Origin of the sequence: Plantactinospora sonchi (genome assembly GCF_036422035.1) — a bacterium.
GTDB lineage: Bacteria > Actinomycetota > Actinomycetes > Mycobacteriales > Micromonosporaceae > Plantactinospora > Plantactinospora sonchi.
Genome location: NZ_JAZGQK010000017.1, coordinates 22,588 through 45,679 on the forward strand (window position 1 = coordinate 22,588; position 23,092 = coordinate 45,679).

The following is a 23,092-nucleotide window of genomic DNA, read 5'->3' on the forward strand; positions in this document are numbered from 1 at the left end:
CGGTGAGGATGTAGGAGCGGTCACCCGGCCGGTCAGCGCCACCGCCATCCGAGCCATGCCGCAGCCGGTTCAGGTGCCACGCCGGAATGCGGGCGGTGGGTTGCGGCCCGGCGGGCTGAGCCCTTCGTATGCCACGATGGCGACCAGGTAGGCGGCGAGTAGGCCGAGCGCGGCGAGCGCGGGAAGGCTCCGGGCCACGGGTATCAGGAGGACGGCCACGCCGACCATGACGATCTGCCATCGGATGGAGTAGCCGACTGCTACCTTCAGGAAGATCAGCCGGGCAGCGAGATACAGCGCGGCCCCGCCGAACAGTGCCGCAATGTCAATCCAGCTCAGCTCATTCTCGGCCGACTCGTGTGCCAGGTGGTCAAGGACCTGCTCGATACCCAGGGCCATATAGATGATCCCGATGACCAGCGGAAAATGCACCAGGCTGTACGCGTTGACGGCCAGGCGGTCGCGGGGAGCCTCGTGGACCCTCTCCAACACTCCTGCGGCCGCCACCGCCGAATTCTCGTAGTACAGCCGCCACAGGCTGATGGTGACGACGAGGCCCAGCAGCGCCGCGAGTATCACGGTCCCGCGAACCATCTCCAGTCCGATGCCGGCGTTCACCGAGATCAGGGACTCTCCCAGTGCGATGATCAAGACCAGGCTGTGCCGCTCGGTGAAGTGCCCGGGGCTGCGCAACGTCCACCTGCCGAAAGCGGAGGACAGAAACGCACCCGCGTAGTCGATCAGGATTGCGACCAACCAGAGCGTGATCTGCACGGTGCCGCCGAGTACCGCGCCGACGATCAACGGCACCCAAGCGACCACCGATACAGCGAGGTAGATGCGCAGAGCGGATCGGCGGCTTTCTTCGGCGATCGAAAAGAACACCACGAAGTGCACGACGCGCAGCACGATGTAGGCGCCGACCAGCATCAGTGGCCCGTTCACGGGACCGCCCCGCGGCGGCCAGGCGTTCGGGACCACCAGCGCGGCGACCAGAACGCCCCCCATCGCGATCGTTGTTCCGGTGCGGATCCGCCCGGTGTCGGCACGGGCGCTGTTGCCCAACCAGGTGTAGTTGCTCCAGCACACCCACAGCAGCGCCAGGACGAGCAGACCCTGTTTCAGCCGGAGGGACGTGAGCCGCTCATCCATGAACGCGATGACCCGGGTGAGCGCGAACACGAACACCAGATCGAAGAAGATCTCAAAAAGTGTCGTCCGGTGGGTTTCCTCGGTCAACACCGGCGCATTCGATCGAAAGAACCCCCGTCGAGTAAGCCACGCCCGAAAGCCCCGCATCCTCCCATCGTCCGCTACGGTCTGCCAGCAAATGCGGCGAATCGTGAATTCGTCGCCGTGCTCGAGCCGGAACATGCGGCTTCCACCGAGCTACGAACTCAGCCAGCCTGCGGTGTTGGCGCCCGACTGACGTCCCACGATCCGCCACATCGGCGGTGAACCGCGCGGCAACCACGAGACGCCAGGCCACCGGGCCGCTCGCCGATCGACGCGAACCTGATGGCCTTCGCTCACCAGCCCTGTGCCACTGCCCCGGCGTGGGTGGCGGCGGTCAGCGCTGTCGGGGATGCGCGGCGAAGAACTCCCAGACCAGCTCGGTAGCCATGATCCCGACATCGGGCGCCGCGATGCTGCCACTGCGCGCGCCCGGCCAGGCATGCCCCATCTCCGCCACCTCGTAGACCTCGACGTCGCTGCCATCGGCACAACGTGTCCGGCTGAGTGAGATCGACGCGCTCGGCGCGGCCGGCGCCGGCCGCACCGGTTCGCACTTGAGCCGCTTCTGCCAGGCCTGGATCCCGTCCTTGAAGTCGTCGGCGTACCCGTCCCGTCCGCCGATGAACGTGATCACCGAGACCGGACTCTTGGGCGCGTAGTCGGCTGCGGCCGCAAGGTCGCCGATGAACCCGCCACTGGCCACGCCGATCGCGGCGAACCGACCGGTGGCCTCCACCGCGGCCCGGAAGCTCAGGTCGCCGCCGTTGGAGATGCCGGTCAGAAAGACCCGGTCCGGGTCGACCCGCCAGGTCGTGACCATGTGCTCGGTCAGCGCCGACAGGAAGCCGACGTCATCGGCCGTGCCGCAGCAGATCAGCGCGTTGAAGCCGCGGTTGACGCCGTCCGGGTAGGCGACCAGGAAGTTCTCCCGGGCGGCCACTTCGTCCATGCCGATCGCCTGGCTCAGGCCCTGGCCGCTGCCGGGATACTGGTGCAGGGCGATCACCAGCGGCGTCGGCTGGTCCGCCCGGTAACTCGGCGGTGCGTGTACCCGGTACCTGCGGGTGACCCCGCCATGGTCCATTGTCAACTGGTGCTGTCCCGGCCCCGGCACCGCCGCTGCGGAAGGGCTGGCGGACGGGTCGGTGGCGGTCGGCTCGCTGTCTCCGCACGCGGCGGCTCCCGACAGCAGAGCCAACGACACGAACCACGTTGCCACCCGTCGCATTCCGGCGCCTTCCTGTGGTCGGGCACCCATCCTCGGATTCGATCTCCATCGGGTCAACCCTTCGTGTACGCCAAGTACCGCCCACCTGGATGCCAACGACGATCTCCGGATCGGAGTCAGCCGGCTTCAGGGCATACGCCTCTTGGTAACTCCGCCTCGCCGTACCAGTTGGACGCTGCGCAGTGGCGCGGAGGTGTCCGGTTCAGTGCCGTTCCGCGTTCGGGCGCAGGTGGCTGCTCGGCCGCTCCGTCAACCGTCGGGTCCGGAAGCGCGGTTTGCCTGGACTCTCCAGCGGTTCCGGCTCGGTCTACCGGCCGGACGGGGCGGCCCCGCCGTGAGGCCGCTTCGCCCCGTCGTCCGCCCGTCGTCGAAGGCGTCGAGACGCATTCCTGCTTGACAATACTTCTATTATTGAACTGCCCCGGGGGTTCGTTGTGGATCCGGCTGGGGCTCGAGGAGATGGTGGCCGATGACAACGGCGTACTCTCGCCGCTCCTTCCTGGCCGGTGTTCTGGCCACCGGGACCCTGTCCGCCGGTGCCACCTTTCTACTTCCTGGCGGCCGGTCGCGCTCGAAATCTGTCGAGGGTCGGATCCGGCTCTGGACCGGGGAGGACCTGACCGGAGCGCATGCGGCCGTCGTCGGCATGTGGAACGAGGCCAACCCTGACGCGACTGTGGACTGGGAGCAGATCGAGGGCGGTTCCCGAGCTGAGCACGACGGCATGATCGAAAAGAAAAAGAATGGTGAAGCCGACGTCGTCAGTCTCGACATCATCGATATCCGGGAGTTCGCGAAGGATGGCCATATCAAGCCCGTGCCTCTTCTTGAACGCACATATTTCCAGGTCATCGACCAGGTTCATCGCGTGTCCCCCGGATCCAGGGAGTACTGGGCGGTTCCCTTCAACAGTGATGTCGGCATGCTCTTCAGCCGCGCCACGGCGGACCTGGACCTCGGGAAACCGCTCCTACCGCAGGTGATCTCGAAGGACGCGCAGGGCAGGCCCCGGTTCGTCGGTCAGCTCGCGCCGGAGCGGGAGAACGACAAGGAGTCGTTTGTCGTCAACGTTCTGGAGCATGCGCTGTCCATGGACTCGTCCATCCTGGGAGCCGACGGGAGAATCTCCGAGGATCTGGACCGGTGGCGAGCGGCGCTGGGACCGCTGCGGCAAGCAGCCCTCAACAACGACCTGGTGCGTTCACCGGGAGAGGGCGAGAGTCAGGCGAAGTTCGAATCCGACATAAGCTTGGCCTACATGCGCAACTGGCCCGTCCGCTATCGAGGACTGAAGGACCGCGTCGACCTCCACCGGCTGCCGAACGGTATTCTCGGCGGTCAGAGTCTGGCGCTGGTCGCCAATGCCAGAGATGTCGAGGCGGCCACCAGCTTCATCAAGTTCGCCACCGGCCCGGCGGCACAACGTGTGATCGCCGCCTACGGTCTGGCGCCAGCTCTCGAGAGTGTCTACAACGATGGATCACTCAAGCAGGCGATTCCCCATCTGGGCAGCGTGGGGATCGCCTTGGAGCAGGCGAGGCTCCGACCCGTCCACAGTCAGTACCGGCAATTTGCCGACCTTTTCCACAGACACATGCTGTCGTTTCTCTCGCGGCCTGGCGCGGACCTGACGGTCGACTTCATCGAACAGATCAAGGGCGCACTCGATCCGGACAAGAAGTGAACCTCGTTCGTGGGCGCGGGCGCCGAAGGAGGTAGGGCATGGAGTTCGACGGGATCGAGCTGTGGCAGGTGCCGCTGCTGGCGATGGCGGTGGTCGCCCTCGCGGAGTGGGTGGCAGGAAAGGTGCTGCGCAGGTGGCCTCTCCGGGTGGACTGGCGGCTGGTGCGTCTCGTCGGGTTCGGGGTGGCCGTCCTGGTGGCCCTGGTGCTGCTCCTCATCAACTACCTGTCCGAGTCCGACGCGGACAAGATTGCGAACATCATCTCGGCGGTCGCGGCGGTCGCCACGCTGTGGTTCACCTACCGCGCCTTCCGGACGCCCGGACCGGACGACACCCGGCAGCCCCGGTCGATGGCGGGCCGGGAGGCCGATGACCGCGATTCCTAGGTCGAGCCTCGCGTTTTGACTGTCAGGGCGTTGGTGCCGGTACGAGGCGTCCGGCTAGTCGCGGCGGGCTCCGGCCGTCACGGACGGTTGCCGAAACCCGCCGGGGGCGGACCCGTACTCGCGTTTGAACGCGTGGGCGAAGGCGAATTCAGAACTGTAGCCGACCTTTCTGGCAATTGCGGCCAGCGGCGCATCGCTGTCGCGCAGGAGCCGAGCGGCCAGGGTCATCCGCCACCAGGTCAGGTAGGCCAGTGGCGGCTGACCGACGAGTGCGGCGAACCGGCGGGCGAAGGCCGCGCGGGACAATCCGGCCTGCCTGCCCAACTCCTCGACGGTCCATTGCCGGCCCGGATCGCCGTGGATGGCCCGCAGTGCCGCCGCGACTGCCGGGTCGAGCAGCACCGCCGCCCAACCGTTCGCGGCGCCGTGGGCGGATCGCTCGTCGAACCAGGCACGCAGCATGTGCAGCAGCAGCACTTCCAGCAGGGCGGGCAGCATGGCGTCGCCTCCCGGTCGTGGCTGCTCCAGTTCGCCGCAGAGCAGGTCGACGGCGGCGCGGAGCTCCGGACGACGTCCGACCCGGGCCGGCAGATGGATGACCTCCGGTAGGTCGGCGAGCAATGGATGTGTACGGGACCGGTCCAGCAGGTACGCGCCGCAGAGCATCACCGTGACAGCGGCCGGCGCGTTCGCCGCGCGCTGGCCGACTGGTGTCCCACCGTCGTCGGTCGGCGGAACCTCGACGAGGGACGGAGAGGCGTCGACGAGCGGGGTCGACACGCTGTCCGCCAGCCCATGGGCTGATCCGCGCGGCAGGAATGCCACGTCCCCCACCCCGAGGGCGATCGGCGCGCCGTCTGGTGGGAACAACCAGCACGACCCCTGCAGAACTATGTGGAAGCCAGCCCCGTCAATCGGTGGAAACCGCTGTCCGAACGAGGCGGGCCGGCGTACCCGGGCAGAGTGGGGCCGGCCTGTACGCATGGCGGTGACCGCGTCGGAGAGCACATCCACGCAGCGAACATATCTCAGTGACCGTATCTCCGTAATTCGCGGTGAAGACGAGCGCGTATGGGCAGGAGACGTTCGCGTATTCAGGAGTCTCGCCTCGCCGCCGTACGTTGAGTCGCAGGCGGGCTGGTCAACCACCTCGCCCGATGCTTTGAACCGCCCGGACCAGGAGATCAACGTGAGGATCGCCGTTTACGGTGCAAGCGGCTACCAGGCAAAGCTCGTCCTGGTGGAATTGACCGGTCGCGACATGGACGTGGTGCTCGTCGGCCGCAACGCCACACGCCTACGTGACGCCGCAACGGCTGTGGGAATTGTTGACGCCGCGCAGCGGGTAGCCGACGCAGACGATCACGACGCCCTCGTGCCGGCCTTCCGCGACTGCGACGCGGTCATCAACTGCGCCGGCCCATTCACGCGCTCCGGCCACGCCGTGGTCCGGGCCGCCATCTCCGCCGGCTGCCACTACGTCGACACCGCCGGCGAGCAGTTCTACATCAAGTCGGTCTATGACCTCTTCGCCCGGGACGCCGAACGCGCCGGAGTAACGGTCGTGCCCGCCACCAACGACGCCTGCCTGCCCAGCGACCTGATCGCCCGTCTGCTCGCCGAGCTCATCCAGCCGATCGAGGAGATCGCCGTCAGCCACTTCATCGTGGGCGGTGCCGGACCGTCGCGCGGCTCGCTGCGCTCGGTCGCCGAATCGATCGACGCGATCGGGGCGGGCGGGCTCAGCTACGACGACGGTGACTGGCACACCGGCATCCCGGCCCGGCACGCTTCGGTCACTCTCCCCGGCACCACACAGCCGACCGACGTAGTGAAGTTCCCCTTGTCGGAGGTGGTCACCATCCCACGGCACGTGCGGGTCCAGCACGTCGAGGGCCTCGTCGACGCCGCGCTCGGCGCCCGGCTGGGCACCCCGCTCACGTCCCAGATCATCGAGAGTCTGCCCGAAGGGCCCTCGGTGGCTGCCCGTCGTACCCAACGGTTCACGTACCTCGTCGACGCCACCGGTCGCGAGGGCCAGTCCGCCCGTGGGGTCGTGCAGGGCCCAGACACATACGGCACCACCGCACTGATCGCCGTCGAGGCCGCCCGCCGACTCGTCGAGGACGGCGCCGAACCAGGCGTGCTCGCCCCCGCCCAAGCGTACGATCCGACAAGCTTCCTAGACTTCCTCACCCCGTACGGGATCAGTCGGACCATCAGCGTTTCCGGCACTTCACCAACCCGTCACTGACGACAGACGCGTACGGTTCCTGCCTTTCCCGGCTACGGCTAGGAGCTCGGGCCGTGGTGCTCATGCGCCCGGCGGTGCCGAGACGCTTGGATCGGGGCCGTTGGTCGATGGCCGGCCCGCGGTGGGTCAGCCCCGAACGGTGGACCGCGACATCCAGTGATCTGCTTCCATGTGCTGTCGATCACCTTTGCGCTCCGGTCCGGGTCAGGTCGGTATTCTCCGGGTTGCGAAGGGGAGTAGCTCCCAACGCGATGGTCGACATACTGGCCCGCTGCGCGGACCCGGCCATCCGACCTTCACCTGTGGGGTGAGCGAGACCTTCGACTCTGGCAGTTGGTGCCGGGTCGAGGTCGTCGCGTGCGTCTTGCCCGGTGTGTTTGTCCCGGGAGGACATTGTGAAAGGCATTCCTGGCAGTCCTGTTGGTCAGCGTGGGCGCGATCGTCGTAGCCGAGCCGGGTGACGTTGCTGCCGCCCGTCGTGGTTGGCGTGCGGCGGTGTTCATCGGTCATCAAATCCCCGGTACACGGCTTCGGCCTGCTGAAAGGACATACCCGCGCATGCTGACCGAACTGTTCACCTACCTACTGCGGATAACGCCCGGCCTGACGCTCGTCACCGGCTGCTTGCTCCTGATGCGCCGTCAACGTGATCCACTGCTCCCGATTGTCGTGCTCATCCTCGGGTTCATCCTGATCCGCGACGCCATGACCCCCCTAGGGCTGTGGCGCCTCGGCACCGTCGAGGGTGTGGCCCCGTGGCTGCGCTTCACCACCGACACCACACTGCTGGCCGCTCTTGGCGTCGGCACCCTCGTACTCACCGCGACGGTGCTCGTCAGCGACCAGCGTCTACGCACCCTCGTCCCCCGACAACGCCCCGACCTCGCTGCGATCGGCCTCGGCATCGCCGGCGCCGCCGTGGCCGCAGGTCCCGTCATCGCCATCGCCGGCCGTTCGCCGCAGGCCGACCGTGGCGGCGCCGTCGCGCTGTCCGCCGTGCCGGTGATCTTGTTCTTCTGTCTCGCGGGCAACCTCTTCGAAGAGGTGCTCTTCCGCGGGCTACTGCAAACACGCCTGGCCCAGATGACGAGCCCGGTCCGCGCCGCGCTGTTGTCCGGGCTGCTGTTCGCGGCCTGTCACAGTTTTCTCGCCTCCACCGTCACCAATCACGGCTGGCCCCTGCTGGCGTTCACCGCCTGGGAAGGGCTCATCTGCGCCTTCCTGCGCCTACGTCACGGACTCACCTCAGCCGTGCTGGCCCACGGCCTTGCCATCGCAGCGTTGGCAAGCGGTCTACCCTGACCCGCCACGTCGACAGGTTCGTCCTGCGTACCGGGTCGGACCAGGCGGTCTGCCCCTCACCGCCCGTCCGGCCGGCGATGGTGAACCGGCCGGACAGCACGGGAAAGGCTGCCTGCGCCACCGTAGGTGATTCGAACCGTCACGGTGGAGCGTTGCTCACGTTCGACGCATCGATCTGGTCGTCGTCGCGACGTCGTCCTCCGACGAGCGCGGTCGGACCGGGCCTCTCACAAGTAGCTCTAAAGAGTCACACCTCCCTATGGGGATTTCCTGCCGTGTATCGGTAGAATTTCGGCGAACGGCGATCATCACCCCTCTTTCTTCCGAATCACTGGTAACCGGATGTATCCGGCGCGGAAACCGCACGGCAACAACTCTCCGCCGCCACCACATGCGGCGGAGCCGGAGGAGGCAGCATGTCGCCCACGTCGATCGGTCTGGCCACAGCATCGGCCCGAGTCAGCTCCTGGGTCCGCAGGGATCTGCGATACGACCTGCCCGCCTCCCTGGTGGTCTTCCTGGTCGCGGTGCCACTGTCGCTGGGGATCGCCGCCGCGTCCGACGCGCCGGTGACCGCAGGACTGATCGCCGCCGTGGTCGGCGGGGTGCTGGCCGGCCTGTTCGGCGGCTCGACGCTGCAGGTCACCGGACCGGCGGCCGGGCTGACCGTGGTCGTGGCGGAACTGGTCGGCCGGTTCGGTTGGGCGGCCACCTGTGCCATCACCGCCGCCGCCGGGCTGGTGCAGATCGGATTCGGCCTCAGCCGGATCGCCCGGACCGCGCTCGCGCTCTCGCCCGCGATCGTGCACGGCATGCTCGCCGGCATCGGTCTCACCATCGTCCTCGCGCAACTGCACGTCCTGTTGGGCGGCGAGCCCGGGACCACCCCGGTGCAGAACCTTGTCGACCTGCCCGGCCAACTGGCGGGCCGGCACGACCACGCCACACTGATCGGGCTGATGGTCATCGGACTGCTGGTGCTCTGGCCCCGGCTGCCGGCGGTGGTCCGCCGGATACCCGGCCCGCTCGTCGCGATCACCGTCGCCACGGTGGCCGCCGTGGTCTGGAACGACGTCGACCTGGCCCGGGTCGAGATGCCGGGGTCGCTGCTGGAGGCCGTACACCTGCCGGCACTGCCGGACGGGCACTGGTCGGCGGTCGCCGCCGCCGTACTGACCGTGGCCGCGATCGCCAGCGTGGAGAGCCTGCTGTCGGCAACCGCCGTCGACCGGCTGGCCGCCGCCGAGACCGCCAAGGCCGGCAATGCCAGCTCCGACGCCGCCAAGGCTGGTACCGCCACCGACGGTGAGGTAAGCGCCAGCGCCACCGAGGCGAGTGCTGGCGAGGACGGCGAAACCGGTACCAGCGTGGCCAGGGCGGGTGCCGCCAGGGCCGGCGCGGCTGGTGGTCGGTCGACAAAGCCGACCAACCTGGACCGGGAACTCGTCGGCCAGGGTCTCGCGAACACGGTCTCCGGGATGTGCGGCGGGCTGCCCGTCACCGGCGTCATCGTGCGTAGCTCCACCAACGTCAACGCCGGAGCCCGGACCCGCGCCTCCGCCGTACTGCACGGCGTCTGGGTGCTGCTCTTCGCGGTCCTGCTCGTGGTGCTCGTCGAGCGGATCCCGATGGCCGCCCTCGCCGGGCTCCTCGTCGTGGTCGGCCTGCAACTGGTCAAGATCTCCGACATCCAGCGGGTACGTCGGCACCGCGAACTGGCCGTCTACGTCGTCACCGCCCTCGGCGTGGTGGTCTTCAACCTGCTGGAGGGCGTACTGATCGGGCTCGCTCTCGCGCTCTGCCTGGTCCTCCGACGGGTGGTCTGGGCCAGGGTGCACGCCGAGCGGCTGCCGACCCGGCCACCGGCACCCGAACACTGGTTCGTGCACGTCGAGGGCACCCTGAGCTTCCTCGCCATTCCCCGGCTGTCCGCCGTACTCGGCAAGGTGCCGCCGGGCAGCGTGGTGGATCTCGAACTCGCCACCGACTTCCTGGACCACGCCGCCTTCGACCACCTCGACTGGTGGGTACGCCAGCACGAGGGCACCGGCGGGACCGTACGCCTCGACGAGGTCGGCCCCGCGGCCCTGCGCGGCGACCAGCCCCGTCCGGCCCGGCGGGTGCACGCCCTGGTGCCACCCCGCTGGTTCTCGCCCTGGTCGAGCTGGCAGGCCCGGCATGTCGAACCGGCCGGCACGCTGGACGCCGACCACCACGCCTCCCTGCACGCCGCGCTGCGACCCCTGCACGCCGGCGTACGCGAGTACCACCGGCGCTCGGCCCCGCGCCTGCTGCCCTTCCTCAGTGAACTCGACGGCCGGCACCGGCCGCAGACCCTCTTCCTGACCTGTGCCGACGCACGGATCGTGCCCAATGTGATCACCAGCAGCGGGCCTGGTGACCTGTTCACGGTCCGCAACATCGGCAACCTGGTCCCGGCGGACCCGGAACTGGATTCGTCGGTCGCCGCCGCCGTCTCGTACGCCGTCGAGGTGCTCGACGTGCGGGCCCTGCTGGTATGTGGACACTCCGGTTGCGGTGCCATGCAGGGACTGCTCGGCGGGCTCGGCCTCGGCGCGGAGGAGAGCCCGCTCGGCCGTTGGTTGCGGTGGGGCCGGCCTGCCCTGGAGGCGTGGCGGGCCGGCCACCCGATCGGGCGCGCCGCCGCCGGGGACGGCCGTACCGACGTCGACCAGTTGGCGATGGTCAACGTCGCCCTCCAGGTCGCCGCGTTGCGCGAGTTTCTGGCCGCGCGTGGCGTGGACCGCGAGAAGGCGTCCGTACAGGGACTCTTCTTCGACATCCCGACCGGCCGGCTGACAGTCCTCGACGAGCGGCGACAGCGGTTCAGTCCACCGTCGGAGCAGGAACCGGAGATCGGGGTGACCTGGGCGGCGCTGCCATAGCCCGACGAGGTGAATGAGACCCGAGGGTGATTCGGGTCTCAACATTCATCCGCTGTCGTTCATCTGTCACGGCGGTTGGCGGCGCTCCGCTAGGTTCGCCGATTGTGAAGAACATTCCACATAGTTCGGTCACCCGGCGGACCCTGCTGGCCGTCGGCGGAATGACCGCCGTCGGCACGGTCGGCCTCGCCGGCCCGGCCGCCGCGAACCCGTCAGCCGAATCGACGCCGACCACACCGACCCAGGCCATCCGCCGACTGCTGGACGGCAACCGGCGCTTCGTCAACGGCCGGAGCCGACACCCGCGCCAGTCACCCCGGGACATCCGGAGGCTGGCGGAGGGCCAGGACCCGTACGCGATCATCGTGGGTTGCGCCGACTCCCGGGTCTCCCCGGAGGTCCTCTTCGACCAGGGTCTCGGTGACCTGTTCGACAACCGGGTCGCCGGCAACATCGTCGACACCATCATGATGGGCAGCATCGAGTACGCGGTCGAGCACTTCGTTCCGCCGGTGCTGGTCGTCCTCGGCCACGAGCGGTGCGGTGCAGTCTCGGCCGCCGTCGAGACTATCGAGAGCGGCGGGCACGCACCGGGCTCGATCGGCGCGATCGTCGAGGCGCTGCGCCCGGTGGTCGAGCCGCTGATCGGCGGCCCCGGCGACGTCGTCGAGGCCGGGGTACGGGCGAACGTCCTTGCCCAGGTCGCACACCTCACCGCCGCCAGCGAGATCATCGCGGAGCGGGTCCACTCCGGGGAGATGGCGGTCGTCGGTGCCCGCTACGACCTGGACCAGGGCCGGGTCACCCTGCTCGAAGGCTAGGCCGTTCCGCTCGCCGTTCCCACGGCCGGTCCGCCTCCGGCCGGCTCCACACTGCCGGCCGCTTCGCGGCTCCGGCCGGCTCCACACTGCCGGCCGGTCCGCCGCTCCGGCCGGTTCCGCATCCTCGGCCGGTCCGCCCGTAGGCGGGCCGGCCGGGTCGGTGCCGGGGTCAGGAATGCATCACATGCTCCACGACCGAGCGGACGTGAGCGGCGCCCCACCGCGCGCTCCGGCTGTTGTCGAGCTCGCGGAGGAGGCCCGAGCGGCGGGCGAGCCCGGGGCGGCCCGGCTCCGTGGACCGCCCCGGGCGAGGCTGACCTAGTCCGTCGGCACCGGCAGGACGTGCAGCATCGGCGCGCCGGCCGACCAGTGCTGGGTCACCGCGTACAGCCGCTGACCGTTCGGCGCCCAGGCCAACGCCCTGGCAACGAGAGACTCGTCGAGCACGAACGAGGTGACCCCGATGCCGTCCGGCCGCAGGATGAACACGTCCGGCTCGGACGAGGCGTCCGACCCCGCCGCGATGAGGGTGCCGTCGCGGGACACCTCCACGGCGTTCGGGTAGTGGGTCGTCGGGAAGAACTGCGACTGCTGGTTGAGGTCGGCCACGGCGAACGCCTGGATGCCGTACGGCGCACCCTGCGCCAGGTAGACCGACGTCCCGTCCCGGCTCAGCGCGACGTCCCGGAGATTGCTGCCGGTCGCGCTGTGGGCGCTGCGGCGCAGGAAGGTGAGCGCGCCGTTCGTACCGATGTCGTAGACGAAGACCGCCGACGGGCTGAGCCCCGGCTGACCCGCGGTCAGCACCGACGGGGCCCCGACCGCGGTGGCGAGGATCGGATGCTGGTAGTAGTTCTCGGCGGCCAGACCGGTGTGGACCACCGCCGGCTGCCGTCCCAGGTCGACCCGTCCGATGTTGCCGCCCCACTGACCGCAGCCGTACCCGAAGTACAACCGTCGACCGGAGATCGCCAACGACGACGGGCAGGCCGCCGTGCCGGTGGAGTAACGCGCCGACTCCTGCAGCGAGCCGGTGTCGAACGCGACGATCTGGTTGGCGTTGGGCAGTGCCACGTACAGCGTGCTCTGGTCGTTGCTGACCAGCAGGTCGGTGGGTCCGGGCAGGTCACCGAGCACGCCGGTGACCTCACCGGTCGCGCTGGCGACCACCACCGAGGTCGACGTGACCCCGCCGCTGACGAACACCCGGTCCCGGACCGCCACCACGTCGGCCGCCCGCTCCACCGGGAGCACGGTCGACGTGGGGTCGGCGGCCCGCGCGGCCGGACTGAACGGGTTGAGCAGGGTGCCGGTGATGACCAGGCCGGTCGTCAGGGCGAGCCGGACGGCTGTCCGGACTGCCCGTTTCGTCTGGTGCAACGATGCCTCCCGTGGACGTCGTGCCGGTCGTTCCGCACGCTGCGGCCGGCACGCACGAACCCGCGCGGGAAGAAGCAGCGCTCCCCGCAGCGCTTTCGTGCCGGTCTATGTCTAACGGACGGGTACGACGTCGCGTGCCCGTGCCCAGTCACCGGCCGTCGTCTGCGGAGAACACCTCGCCGAGCCGCTGCGGTGGACGCGGCCCGGAACCGCCGTCAGTTGCCCTCCGGCTGCCCGGGCGGGGTCCAGGCGCTGTTCACCAGCTGGTAGAGGACGAAGTCCTGCCACCGTCCGGCGATGTTCAGGTATTCCGGCGCCATCCCGATCCGGACGAATCCGTTGCGTTCGAGCACCCGTCGCGACGGGGTGTTGTGGGGCAGCGTCTCGGCCTGGAGACGGTGCAGGCCCAGCTCGGTGAAGGCGACCCGGACGATCTCCCGTACGGCGGCGGTGGCCAGCCCGCGGCCGTTGTGGCTGCCGCTCACCCAGTAGCCCACGCTGCCGGACTGCAAGGCCCCCCGGATGATGCTGTTGAGGGCGATCCGACCGACCACCCGGCCGGCGTCGTCGAGGATGACGTGCACCAGTCCGGTTCCCTGGTCCCGTCGGTCGAGAGCGGCCGCCAGGTCGGCGCGCTGACCGGCGACGGTGAACCACCCGTCGGGGCGGATCGGCTCCCACGGGGCCAGGAAGTCGCGGTTGAGCTGGAAGAGCTCTGCCAGGGCCGGTGCGTCGTCGAGGGTGGCGGGTCTGGTGACGTTCACCGGTCGAGCATTCCTCCCGTCCGTACGATCCGTGCACCCCGCGTCGAGGATGTGACGAGGCGGACCCGGCGGCACGGGGCGATCAGGCCCGTACGGCGCATAACATGCGGAGGTGCCGGTGATCAGCGCACCCGTGCCACCCCGTCCACTTCTCCGCGCGTCCGGTCGTCCGTACGGCTCCGGCCGTCGCGGTCGGAAGGCCCGGCGGTGAACGGCCACCCGGCGGTGAACGGCGCTCCGCCCGCCCTCGTCGCGTACGCCGGCGGCGGTCTTGATCGTGCCGCCCGGCTGCGCCGCGATCCGGAACGGCTGCAGGCGGCACTCACCGGCGGGCAGACCGAGATCATCCCCCTGTGGCGGGACCGGTGTCTGGTCGCGGCCGGAACGGTGATCCGACTCGGGGGCAGGGACGGCCCGTGGTTGCCGGCCACCGCCGCCGAAGGGCCGGTCTTCCTCGGTGTCGACGGCACCCGACCCGTCTTCGCCGTGGACCTGAGCGGACTGTCGGAAACCGAGGCGCTCCGGGCGGTCGGTGCGGACCGGACGGTAGACGTCCGTGAGCTGGTCCAGCGGCTGGAGCCGGCCGAGGCCGCACTGCTGGCGTACGCCCGTGGCCTCTGCTACTGGCACCGGCACCAGCGTTTCTGTGCCACCTGCGGCCAGCCGACCCGGTCGACCGACGGAGGTGCGGCCCGGGAGTGTCCTGGTTGTCGACGTCAGATGTTTCCCCAGATCAGTCCGGCGGTGATCATGTTGGTGGAGGCGCCGGGCAGCCCGGCCCGTTGCCTGCTCGGCCGGCACGCGGGGGCGGACCGGGACTCCTTCGCCCTGCTGGCCGGGTTTCTGGAGGTCGGCGAGAGTCTGGAGGACGCCGTGCGGCGTGAGGCGTTCGAGGAGGCCGGTGTGGTGGTCGAATCGGTGCGCTACTTCGCCTCCCAACCGTGGCCGTTCCCGGCCGGGCTGATGGTGGGCTTTTTTGCCCGGGCCAGCAGCGAGGTGACCGAGGTCGACGGTGAGGAACTGCTGGAGACCCGCTGGTTCAGCCGGGCCGAGTTGCGGGCCCGACGCGCGGCGCGCGGACGTCTCGGCAACCCGGACTCGATCGACCGGTTGCTGCTGGAAGCCTGGCTCGACGCGGAGCCGGAGCCGAAGACGGAGCCGGAGTCGTAGTCCACGCCCGCCCCGGAGACCGGATCGGTGGCGTAACCAGGATGGTGGCGTGACCGGGACGCGGCCCGACAGGTTCCATGATCATGGTGGTTTTGGCTGTCCGTCCGGCTCGTTGCGGCTGTCTGGTCCGGTACGGCCCGGCAGGACCGGCAGAGTCTCCGATCAGGGCTGTTCCGGGAGTTCGGGAGCGTGCTTCGCTGGCTGGCAGCGCTCCCACGGGGTGCCCAGGTGAAAGGGACGACGATGCCAGCTCTGTCTGTTGTGGACACCCGAAGGTCGACGTCCGGGACGCGTCGGCCCGGACCTCGGGGCGCCGCCGCGGTCCTCGTCCTCGGACTGTTCGCCGCGACGCTGACCGCGTGCGGTGACGACGAGCCGGAGCAGGCGGCCGGTTCCGGGGCGAGTCTGACGGTGACCAGCCCGGCGTTCAAGGAGGGAGAGCGGATTCCGAACCAGTACAGCTGCCGGGGTACCGGGGAGCGGCCCGCACTCGCCTGGTCGGGCGAGGTCGACGGCGTGGAGTCGTACGCGGTGGTGGTCGACGATCCGGACGCGCCTGGCTTCACGTACCTGCACTGGGTGGTATTCGACATCCCCGCCCAGACCCGGGAACTGCCCGCCGGCGACCTGCCCGACGGCGTTCTGGAGGGACAGAACTCCGCCGGCCGGTCGGCCTGGGCGCCGCCCTGCCCGCCGAGCGGCGAGCACCGCTACCGGTTCCACGTCTACGCCCTCAAGGCACGCAGCGGCCTCGCCGCCGACGCGGAGGGGAACGAGGCCCGCAAGGTGATCGAGGGTCTGGCCGTGGCCACCGGGACCCTGACCGGCCTGTTCGGGTAGCTGGTCAGGCCCACTGTCCGGCTGGCTGACCGGCCCGGGCGGCGCCGGTGTGTGGGGTCGGCCGGAGAGGCAGGCCGGCCCCGGGCCCGGCTGGCGGGATGGTGGGGGCATGATGGCGGGTGGCCGTCCCCGGACGGGGGTGGCCACCCGCCGGCCGAACGACCGGTCTCCGCCCGCCGAACGACAGGAAACGCCATGGCTGTGATCGCCGACCAGGTCATCGCCGCGCTCCGCTCGGGGCACGACGAACTCGCCGCGCTGGTCCGGGACCTGGGACCGACGGACCTGACCCGGCCCTCCGGGGCCAGCGAGTGGCAGATCTCGCAGGTGCTCAGCCACCTGGGCAGTGGAGCCGAGATCAACCAGGCCAGCCTGACCGCCGCGTTGACCGGCGGCCCCGCACCCGACCAGGACTTCAACCGGTCGGTGTGGGCGCGCTGGGACGCGATGGACCCGACCGGGCACGCCGAGGGCTTTCTCGACGCCAACCGGCGCCTGGTCGAGCAGTACGAGTCACTCGACGCCGCCACCCGGGAGACTGTCCGGGTCGACCTCGGATTCCTGCCTGAACCGGTCGACCTGGCGACCGCGGCGCGGATGCGACTCAGCGAGTTCGCCCTGCACGAGTGGGACATCGAGGTCAGCTTCAACCCGTACGCGACGGTGGCGCCGGAAGCGGTGCCGCTGCTCCTGGAGCAGGTCGGTTTCCTGCTCGGGTGGGTCGCCCGGCCGGACGCGCTCGACGGCCGGCGAGCCGAGCTGACGGTACGGGTGCACGACCCGGAGCAGACCTTCGGACTGCGGCTCGGCGAGCGGGTCGAGCTGACCGAGGCGGCGGACCAGCCGGACGGGGAGGCGACGATGCCGGCCGAGGCGTGGCTGCGGCTGGCCACGGGTCGCCTCGGGCCGGCGCACACCCCGGACGGGGTGACGGTGACCGGACCCGTCAGCCTCGACGACCTGCGTCGGGTCTTCCCGGGCTACTGACCGGACGCCGCGACCGCCGGGCCTCGTGCGGACGGTCGGTCGGCTGTGATGGTGTCGGGGCTGGTGCGGACGGCGGCCGGTTGTGGTGGTGTCGGCTGGTGCGGACAATCGGCCGGTTGTGATGGTGTCGGGCTGGCGGCCGGCGGCTGGCCGTAACGCTGTAGGGCCGGTGCGGATGATCGGCCGGCTCTGACGGGGCTCGGTGCCGTGCGGGCCGCCGCGACGGTGCCGCCCTCGGCTCCGAGGGGTCTTGCCGGTCGTCGGTAGGGTCCACGGGATGATCGAAGAGTCCGGCACCGATCGCTGTCGCTGCTTCAACCAGATGAGGGCACCAGCGCGGGGACGCGAGGTCCGCTTCCACGCCGAACGGCAGGACACCTCGGCACCCGGCTGGCGGCGACTGCTGGAACTGGTCGACGAGGCGGCCGCCGACGGCCGCGAGGTGTTCCGACCGCTCGCCGATCTGCCGCCGGCGCAACGCCGGCAGATCGTCGAACTGCCGCCCACCATCGCCCGGCTCACCGAGGTCCGGCACCTCCAGTTGTACGGCTCCAACCTGGTCCGGATCCCGCCCGAGATCGGGGCGATGACCAGTCTGGAGGAGTTCACCCCGTACACCTCGTACCGGCTGCACTGGTTCCCGTACGAGCTGACCCGGTGCCGCAACCTGCGGCGGAGCACGGTCAGCACCCGTGCGTTGTACGGCAACTACAAGTACCGGGCGCCGTTTCCGCGGTTGCGCCCGGCGGAGGAGTCCGCCGCCACCGTCGACTGTGGAGCACTCGATCCCGGGGTGTGGGGGGTGACCGCGGTCCACGAGTGCAGCGTGTGCCGGGGGCCGTTCGACGCGTCCGGCCCGCACCAGGTCTGGATCGCCCGTGGAGTCGGTGCGGACGTGCTGCCGTTGCTGGTGAACGCCTGTTCGGCGGCGTGCGTCGCGGGACTGCCGGTACCGGCCGGCAACCACGTCGACCACCCGCACACCGGCGGACCGGACCTCCGCCAGCCGCCACCCTTCTGACTCCTGTTCTCCCGTCGCGGCCGGTCGCCGGTCGCCGGTTGCCGGGTTGCCCTCACCGTCGGCTGGTACCGGTTGGGGGCGCGGCGGGCGGCAGTGTGACGGCCGGCGGGCGGTGTCACGGTGGTTGCGTGGGCCGGCCGCTCAGTCGAGTCCTCGCCGGCCGGGTGCCCAGAACGGCTTGACGACGACCTGTCGGCGGGTCCAGCCCCGCTCCCGGACAAGATGGTCCCGGAGAGCCTGGCAGGTGCGCGCCTCACCGGCCAGGTACGCGGTGCCGGGCCCGGCGTCGGGCAGGTCGAGCGCGCGTACCGCCCGGAGCAGTGGTGCCGGGTTGGCCGGGTCGGCGTCGCCCCGGTGCACCCAGCGCAGTGGACGGTCGGCCGGCAGCGGCAGTTCCCCCTGGGGCGAATCCGTCGCCAGCACGCCGTACGCCGGAACGGGTGCGGGCAGCGCACGCAGCATGGCGCCGAACGCGACAGCGGCGGTCTCGTCGCCGACGAAGAGGTGGTACGGCGACTCCCGCAGGGTCAGTCGTCCCTCCGGCCGGGACAGCGTGATCGTCTGCCCCGGGCGGGCCCGACGTCCCCACTCGGCGCCCGGCCCGGCCCCATGGTCGAGTACGCAGAGGTCGAGGCTGCCGGCGGTGCGGTCGAGGTGCCAGATCGAGTAGCTGCGTCGGGCGTCGCCGGGACGGCGTACCCAGTCCCGGGTCGGGGTGACGTTGACCCGGACGTGCTGGCCGGGCAGCCAGGTGAGCCCCCGGAGCCGCTCGCCGGTGATCCGGATCCGGCGCATCCGGTGGGTGAGTGGCTCGATCTCCGCGATGGTGCCGGACAGGAAGAGCAGCTCGGCGGCGGTTCTCATCGGTGGGTCCTTCCGGGCCGTCGTGACGGCTGGTCGCGGGTAGCGGGTCGCGGGTCGCGGTGGAGGCAGTTACCGACCGACCGTCGGTCGGTAACGGCTCCGAACCTACCGACCGCTGGTCGGTTGTCAAGGGGGCGATTAGGCTCCGGCGACATGAGTGGCACCAGACCGAGCGTGAAACGTCCCCGTGCGCCCCGTGCGCCCGGCGAGCGACCAGGGCAGATCCTGGACGCGGCGACCCGGGTTCTGCTCCGGGACGGGCTCGACGCGACCACCATCGACGGCATCGCCGCCGAGGCCGGCCTCGGCAAGGGGACCGTGTACGAGTACTTCGGCTCCAAGGCCCAGGTTTTCACCGCGCTGCGTCGGCGGTGCAACGAGCGGATCCTCGCCGCCGGCACCGACGCCGTCGCCGCCGCCCCGGGAACGGCCGCGCTGGACCGGGTACGCCGGTTCGTCACCGGCATGGTCGGGTTCTGGGTGGCGAATCCACGGTTGGTGGCCCTGCTGTTCCACGAGGCCGGCATCGAGGAGCCCGACGAACTCGGTCCGATCAAGGAGAGCCTGCGGCAACTGGTCCGGGAGGGTGTACGGACCGGGGAGCTGGCGGTCGAGGATCCGACCTTCACCGTCGAGTTCCTGCTGCACGGCCTGCACGGCGTACTGGAGGGGCTGTTCAACGAGGGGGCGGCCGTCGAGCGGGTGGCTGCCGAGGGGGCGGCCGTCGAGCGGGTGGCTGCCGAGGGGGCGGCCGCCGAGCAGGTGCTCGCCCGGGTCGACGGCGTACTCACCGCGCTGCTCAAGCCGACCCGCCCGGCGGGGTGACGGCGTGATCCGGCCGACGGGGCGGACCAGACCCGGTTCGGCGTCCCCGGGGGCTTGACGGGCGGCGTCAAGTACTTGACGATGAGTGTCAAGTACCTGAGGGGAGCCGCCATGCCACCAACCCACGACGAACTGGTCGAACAGCTGCTCCGCACGATCGACATCCGACTGCTGGATCCGCTGGAGATCCTGCTCGACGGCGACGACACCGTCGACGCGCTGCGGACCGTCGTCCGGGTCCGCGCCGAGGCCTGGGCCCACCGGCTGGTCAACGGAGACGACCGGGAAGCCGTCGGCGTCGTGCTCCGGATCGTCTCCACGCTCTACCCCGGAGACGGCCCGTTCGAGCCGCCGCTCGACTGGTGGCGTACCCCGCTGGGCCGGACCGTCGCCCGCCGGGTCGGGCACCCCACCGCCGTCTCGGTGTCGTACGCGGTCGCCGGCGCGATGCTCGGGATCACCCGGCAGGGCGTACACGACCTGGTCAACCGCGGCAAACTGGCCCGCCACCCCGACGGCGGGGTGTGGCCCTCCTCCGTACGTGACCGGTTACTCGAACAAGGGCGGTTTCCCCGTGGCTGACGTACCCACAGGCAGCGCCACCATCATGATCAGGTCGGGGACGGTGCCGATCACCGCCCACGACCACGGCGGTTCCGGTGCCCCGCTGCTGCTCCTGCACGGTGCCGGCGGCAACCTCGCCACGGTGACCGAGCTGGCCCGGATGCTGCGCCCCGCGCACCGAGTGGTCACGCTGGACCTGCGGGGGCACGGCCGGTCCGGCGACGGCCCCTGGACCTGGGACGCGGTCCTGGACGACCTGGCCACCGTCGTCGACGAGCTGGACCTGGACCGACCCGCCGTGGCCGGTCTCTCCCTCGGCGGCATGCTCGCGGCGCTCTGGGCGGCCCGACACCCGGACTGCCCCGGCGCGGTCAGCCTGGACGGCAACCCACCCCCGGCCCGGCCGGAGGACCTCGCCGGGCTCGACCCGGACCGGGCCGCCGCCGAACTCGCCCGGCTCCGGCAGGTCTTCGCGGCGATGGCCGGCGCGATGGCCCGGCCACTCACCGCCGACCAGGTCGAGGCGGCCCTCGCCGGCCAGCGTGCCCAGGCCCGGCGGTACGGCTCCGCCGAGGAACCCTGGGTGGAGGCGTTCGAGCGCAACCTCGTACCTGCCGACGGCGGGTACCGGCTGCGGCCCGGGCCACGGCTGACCGAGGAGCTGCGGGTCGCGATGGAGACGCTGGACCTGATCCCGGTCTACCGCGACGTACGGAGCCCGCTGCTGCTGGTGCTCGCCACCGAGAACCTGCCCGAACAGCAGCCCTTCGCCGAGCTGTACGCGGCACACCGGCGCGGCCTGCGGGACCGGCTGGCCACGGTCGCCGACAACCCGTGGCTGCGGATCGTCCACCTCGACGGCGCCAGCCACGCGATGGTGGCCGAGCGCCCCGGGCAACTCGCCGAACTCGTCACCGACTTCCTCAGGCGTTAGAGCCGACTTCCCAGGCGTTGGGAAGGGCCCCTTCTACAACCGGAAACGATAGGAAGGGGCCCTTCCTCACACCTCAGTCGGGGACGCGGCGGTACGCGCCGTCGCTGGCCGACGTCGCCATCGAGGCGTACGCGCGCAGCGCGGCGGAGACCGGCCGGACCCGGTCCACCGGGGTGTACGGCCGGTCCCGCTTCTCCTGGGCGATCCGGCGCGCCTCCAGCACGTCGGCCGGGACGTTCAGCTCCATGCTGCGGGACTGGATGTCGATGACGATCTCGTCGCCGTCGGCGACCAGGGCGATCAGTCCGCCGCCGGCCGCCTCGGGGGAGACGTGTCCGATGGAGAGCCCGGAGGTGCCACCGGAGAACCGGCCGTCGGTGATCAGCGCGCACTCCCGGCCGAGGCCCCGGCCCTTGAGGAACGAGGTGGGGTAGAGCATCTCCTGCATGCCCGGCCCGCCCTTCGGGCCCTCGTAGCGGATCACCACCACGTCGCCGGCGACGACCCGCTTGCCGAGGATGGCGTCGACCGCCGCCTCCTGCGACTCGAAGACCTTGGCCGGTCCGCGGAAGGTGAGGCACTCGGCGGGCACCCCGGCGGTCTTGACCACGGCACCCTCCGGGGCGAGGTTGCCGTGCAGGATGGCCAGCCCGCCGTCGGCGGTGTACGCGTGCTCCCGGTCCCGGATGCAGCCCTCCGCCGGATCGGTGTCCAGGGTGGACCAGCGGTTGGTGGTGGAGAACGGCTCGGTGGTGCGGACCCCGCCCGGGGCGGCGTGGAACAGCTCGATCGCCTCCCGGCTCGCCCGGCCGCCCCGGATGTCCCAGTCGGCCAGCCAGCTGTCCAGGTCGGCCGAGTGCACCGAGTTCACGTCCCGGCGCAGCAGCCCGGCCCGGTCGAGTTCGCCGAGGATCGCCGGGATGCCGCCGGCCCGGTGCACGTCCTCCATGTGGTACTTCGGCGAGTTCGGGGCGACCTTGGCCAGGCAGGGCACCCGGCGGGAGATCTCGTCGATGTCGGCGACACCGAAGTCCAGCTCGGCCTCGCGGGCGGCGGCCAGCAGGTGCAGCACGGTGTTGGTGGAGCCGCCCATCGCCACGTCCAGGGCGACCGCGTTCTCGAAGGCGGCCCGTGAGGCGATCGAGCGCGGCAGCACGGAGCTGTCGTCGTCGGCGTACCAGCGGTTGGCGATGTCGACGACCACCTTGCCGGCCCGCTCGAAGAGTGCCTTGCGCGCGGCGTGGGTGGCCAGCACCGACCCGTTGCCCGGCAGGGCCAGGCCGATCGCCTCGGTCAGACAGTTCATCGAGTTCGCCGTGAACATGCCGGAGCAGGAGCCGCAGGTCGGGCAGGCGGACCGTTCGATGGCGCCGAGCTGGTCGTCGGTGACCGCGTCGTTCGACGAGGCGATCATCGCGTCGATCAGGTCGATCTTGTCGTGCACGATGCCCTCGATCGCCACCGTCTTGCCGGCCTCCATCGGACCGCCGGAGACGAAGACGGTCGGGATGTTCAGCCGGAGCGCGGCGAGCAGCATGCCCGGCGTGATCTTGTCGCAGTTGGAGATGCAGACCAGGGCGTCCGCGCAGTGCGCGTTGACCATGTACTCCACCGCGTCGGCGATCAGCTCCCGGCTGGGCAGCGAGTAGAGCATGCCGCCGTGGCCCATCGCGATGCCGTCGTCGACGGCGATGGTGTTGAACTCCCGGCCGACCCCGCCGGCCTCCGCCACCGCGTCGGCGACCAGGCCACCGAGATCCTTGAGGTGTACGTGCCCCGGCACGAACTGGGTGAAGCTGTTCGCGATGGCGACGATCGGCTTGCCGAAGTCGTCGTCCGTCATTCCGGTGGCCCGCCACAGGGCCCGGGCGCCGGCCATCGTCCGGCCATGCGTGGAGGTCTTCGACCGCAGGTCAGGCATTCGAC

At 70.5% G+C, this 23,092-nt stretch carries 20 protein-coding genes; 13 read left to right on the forward strand and 7 right to left on the reverse strand.

Going from position 1 to position 23,092, the window contains the following annotated elements; genetic code table 11:
* Positions 1–69: 69 nt before the first annotated feature.
* Both V1633_RS20255 and V1633_RS20260 read right to left on the reverse strand, forming a co-directional pair.
* Entirely contained in the window at positions 70–1,374 is a 1,305-nt protein-coding gene (locus tag V1633_RS20255) for a low temperature requirement protein A (protein ID WP_331215941.1), read from the reverse strand.
* A 196-nt stretch (positions 1,375–1,570) separates the two neighbouring features.
* Positions 1,571–2,455 carry an alpha/beta hydrolase family esterase gene (locus V1633_RS20260; protein ID WP_331215942.1) on the reverse strand — a complete coding sequence of 295 codons (885 nt, stop codon included), beginning with the start codon at positions 2,453–2,455 and terminating at the stop codon, positions 1,571–1,573.
* Positions 2,456–2,933: 478 nt separating this feature from the next.
* On the opposite strand from V1633_RS20260, the gene V1633_RS20265 reads away from it, so the two are divergent.
* A complete protein-coding gene (locus V1633_RS20265) occupies positions 2,934–4,148 on the forward strand; it encodes a type 2 periplasmic-binding domain-containing protein (RefSeq protein ID WP_331215943.1) in 1,215 nt (404 codons plus the stop codon).
* A gap of 38 nt (positions 4,149–4,186) precedes the next feature.
* Positions 4,187–4,534 (forward strand): hypothetical protein, encoded by a 348-nt coding sequence (locus V1633_RS20270; RefSeq protein WP_331215944.1) that lies wholly within the window; start codon positions 4,187–4,189, stop codon positions 4,532–4,534.
* Between the two features lie 54 nt (positions 4,535–4,588).
* Here the strand turns inward: V1633_RS20270 and V1633_RS20275 are convergent, their stop codons facing one another.
* Positions 4,589–5,548, reverse strand: coding sequence for an AraC family transcriptional regulator (locus V1633_RS20275; protein WP_456238640.1), 960 nt, complete (start codon positions 5,546–5,548; stop codon positions 4,589–4,591).
* Here V1633_RS20275 and V1633_RS20280 point away from each other — a divergent pair.
* From V1633_RS20280 to V1633_RS20295, 4 genes are all read left to right on the forward strand, one after another.
* On the forward strand, positions 5,517–6,788 hold the full coding sequence (locus V1633_RS20280; RefSeq protein ID WP_331215945.1) for a saccharopine dehydrogenase family protein: 1,272 nt from the start codon (positions 5,517–5,519) through the stop codon (positions 6,786–6,788). The genes V1633_RS20275 and V1633_RS20280 overlap by 32 nt on opposite strands.
* A 558-nt stretch (positions 6,789–7,346) precedes the next feature.
* A complete protein-coding gene (locus tag V1633_RS20285; protein ID WP_331215946.1) occupies positions 7,347–8,090 on the forward strand; it encodes a CPBP family intramembrane glutamic endopeptidase in 744 nt (247 codons plus the stop codon).
* Positions 8,091–8,506: 416 nt separating this feature from the next.
* Complete coding sequence (locus V1633_RS20290) at positions 8,507–10,996, forward strand: SulP family inorganic anion transporter (protein WP_331215947.1); 2,490 nt, start codon at positions 8,507–8,509, stop codon at positions 10,994–10,996.
* 104 nt (positions 10,997–11,100) lie between these two features.
* The gene (locus V1633_RS20295; protein WP_331215948.1) at positions 11,101–11,817 is read left to right on the forward strand and encodes a carbonic anhydrase; all 717 of its coding nucleotides are present in this window, start codon (positions 11,101–11,103) and stop codon (positions 11,815–11,817) included.
* A gap of 318 nt (positions 11,818–12,135) precedes the next feature.
* On the opposite strand, the gene V1633_RS20300 is transcribed toward V1633_RS20295, so the two are convergent.
* Both V1633_RS20300 and V1633_RS20305 read right to left on the reverse strand, forming a co-directional pair.
* Positions 12,136–13,197 (reverse strand): hypothetical protein, encoded by a 1,062-nt coding sequence (locus V1633_RS20300; RefSeq protein ID WP_331215949.1) that lies wholly within the window; start codon positions 13,195–13,197, stop codon positions 12,136–12,138.
* A 215-nt stretch (positions 13,198–13,412) separates the two neighbouring features.
* Complete coding sequence (locus tag V1633_RS20305; protein WP_331215950.1) at positions 13,413–13,961, reverse strand: GNAT family N-acetyltransferase; 549 nt, start codon at positions 13,959–13,961, stop codon at positions 13,413–13,415.
* 207 nt (positions 13,962–14,168) lie between these two features.
* On the opposite strand from V1633_RS20305, the gene nudC reads away from it, so the two are divergent.
* From nudC to V1633_RS20325, 4 genes are all read left to right on the forward strand, one after another.
* The gene (gene nudC / locus V1633_RS20310; protein WP_331215951.1) at positions 14,169–15,131 is read left to right on the forward strand and encodes an NAD(+) diphosphatase; all 963 of its coding nucleotides are present in this window, start codon (positions 14,169–14,171) and stop codon (positions 15,129–15,131) included.
* A 243-nt stretch (positions 15,132–15,374) separates the two neighbouring features.
* Positions 15,375–15,971: a YbhB/YbcL family Raf kinase inhibitor-like protein gene (locus V1633_RS20315; RefSeq protein WP_331215952.1), complete on the forward strand. Its 597-nt coding sequence runs from the start codon at positions 15,375–15,377 to the stop codon at positions 15,969–15,971.
* Positions 15,972–16,166: 195 nt separating this feature from the next.
* Entirely contained in the window at positions 16,167–16,958 is a 792-nt protein-coding gene (locus tag V1633_RS20320; protein ID WP_331215953.1) for a maleylpyruvate isomerase family mycothiol-dependent enzyme, read from the forward strand.
* A gap of 277 nt (positions 16,959–17,235) precedes the next feature.
* The gene (locus V1633_RS20325) at positions 17,236–17,979 is read left to right on the forward strand and encodes a leucine-rich repeat domain-containing protein (protein WP_331215954.1); all 744 of its coding nucleotides are present in this window, start codon (positions 17,236–17,238) and stop codon (positions 17,977–17,979) included.
* A gap of 141 nt (positions 17,980–18,120) precedes the next feature.
* On the opposite strand, the gene V1633_RS20330 is transcribed toward V1633_RS20325, so the two are convergent.
* On the reverse strand, positions 18,121–18,843 hold the full coding sequence (locus V1633_RS20330; protein WP_331215955.1) for a siderophore-interacting protein: 723 nt from the start codon (positions 18,841–18,843) through the stop codon (positions 18,121–18,123).
* A gap of 153 nt (positions 18,844–18,996) precedes the next feature.
* Here V1633_RS20330 and V1633_RS20335 point away from each other — a divergent pair, with 153 nt between their 5' ends.
* From V1633_RS20335 to V1633_RS20345, 3 genes are all read left to right on the forward strand, one after another.
* Positions 18,997–19,668, forward strand: a complete 672-nt coding sequence (locus V1633_RS20335) for a TetR/AcrR family transcriptional regulator (protein ID WP_331215956.1) — start codon at positions 18,997–18,999, stop codon at positions 19,666–19,668.
* Positions 19,669–19,779: 111 nt separating this feature from the next.
* The gene (locus V1633_RS20340; RefSeq protein ID WP_331215957.1) at positions 19,780–20,250 is read left to right on the forward strand and encodes a hypothetical protein; all 471 of its coding nucleotides are present in this window, start codon (positions 19,780–19,782) and stop codon (positions 20,248–20,250) included.
* Positions 20,243–21,166: an alpha/beta fold hydrolase gene (locus tag V1633_RS20345; protein ID WP_331215958.1), complete on the forward strand. Its 924-nt coding sequence runs from the start codon at positions 20,243–20,245 to the stop codon at positions 21,164–21,166. Before V1633_RS20340 ends, V1633_RS20345 begins: the two co-directional genes overlap by 8 nt.
* Before the next feature lie 73 nt (positions 21,167–21,239).
* Here the strand turns inward: V1633_RS20345 and ilvD are convergent, their stop codons facing one another.
* Positions 21,240–23,087 (reverse strand): dihydroxy-acid dehydratase, encoded by a 1,848-nt coding sequence (gene ilvD / locus V1633_RS20350; protein ID WP_331215959.1) that lies wholly within the window; start codon positions 23,085–23,087, stop codon positions 21,240–21,242.
* Positions 23,088–23,092 lie beyond the last annotated feature (5 nt).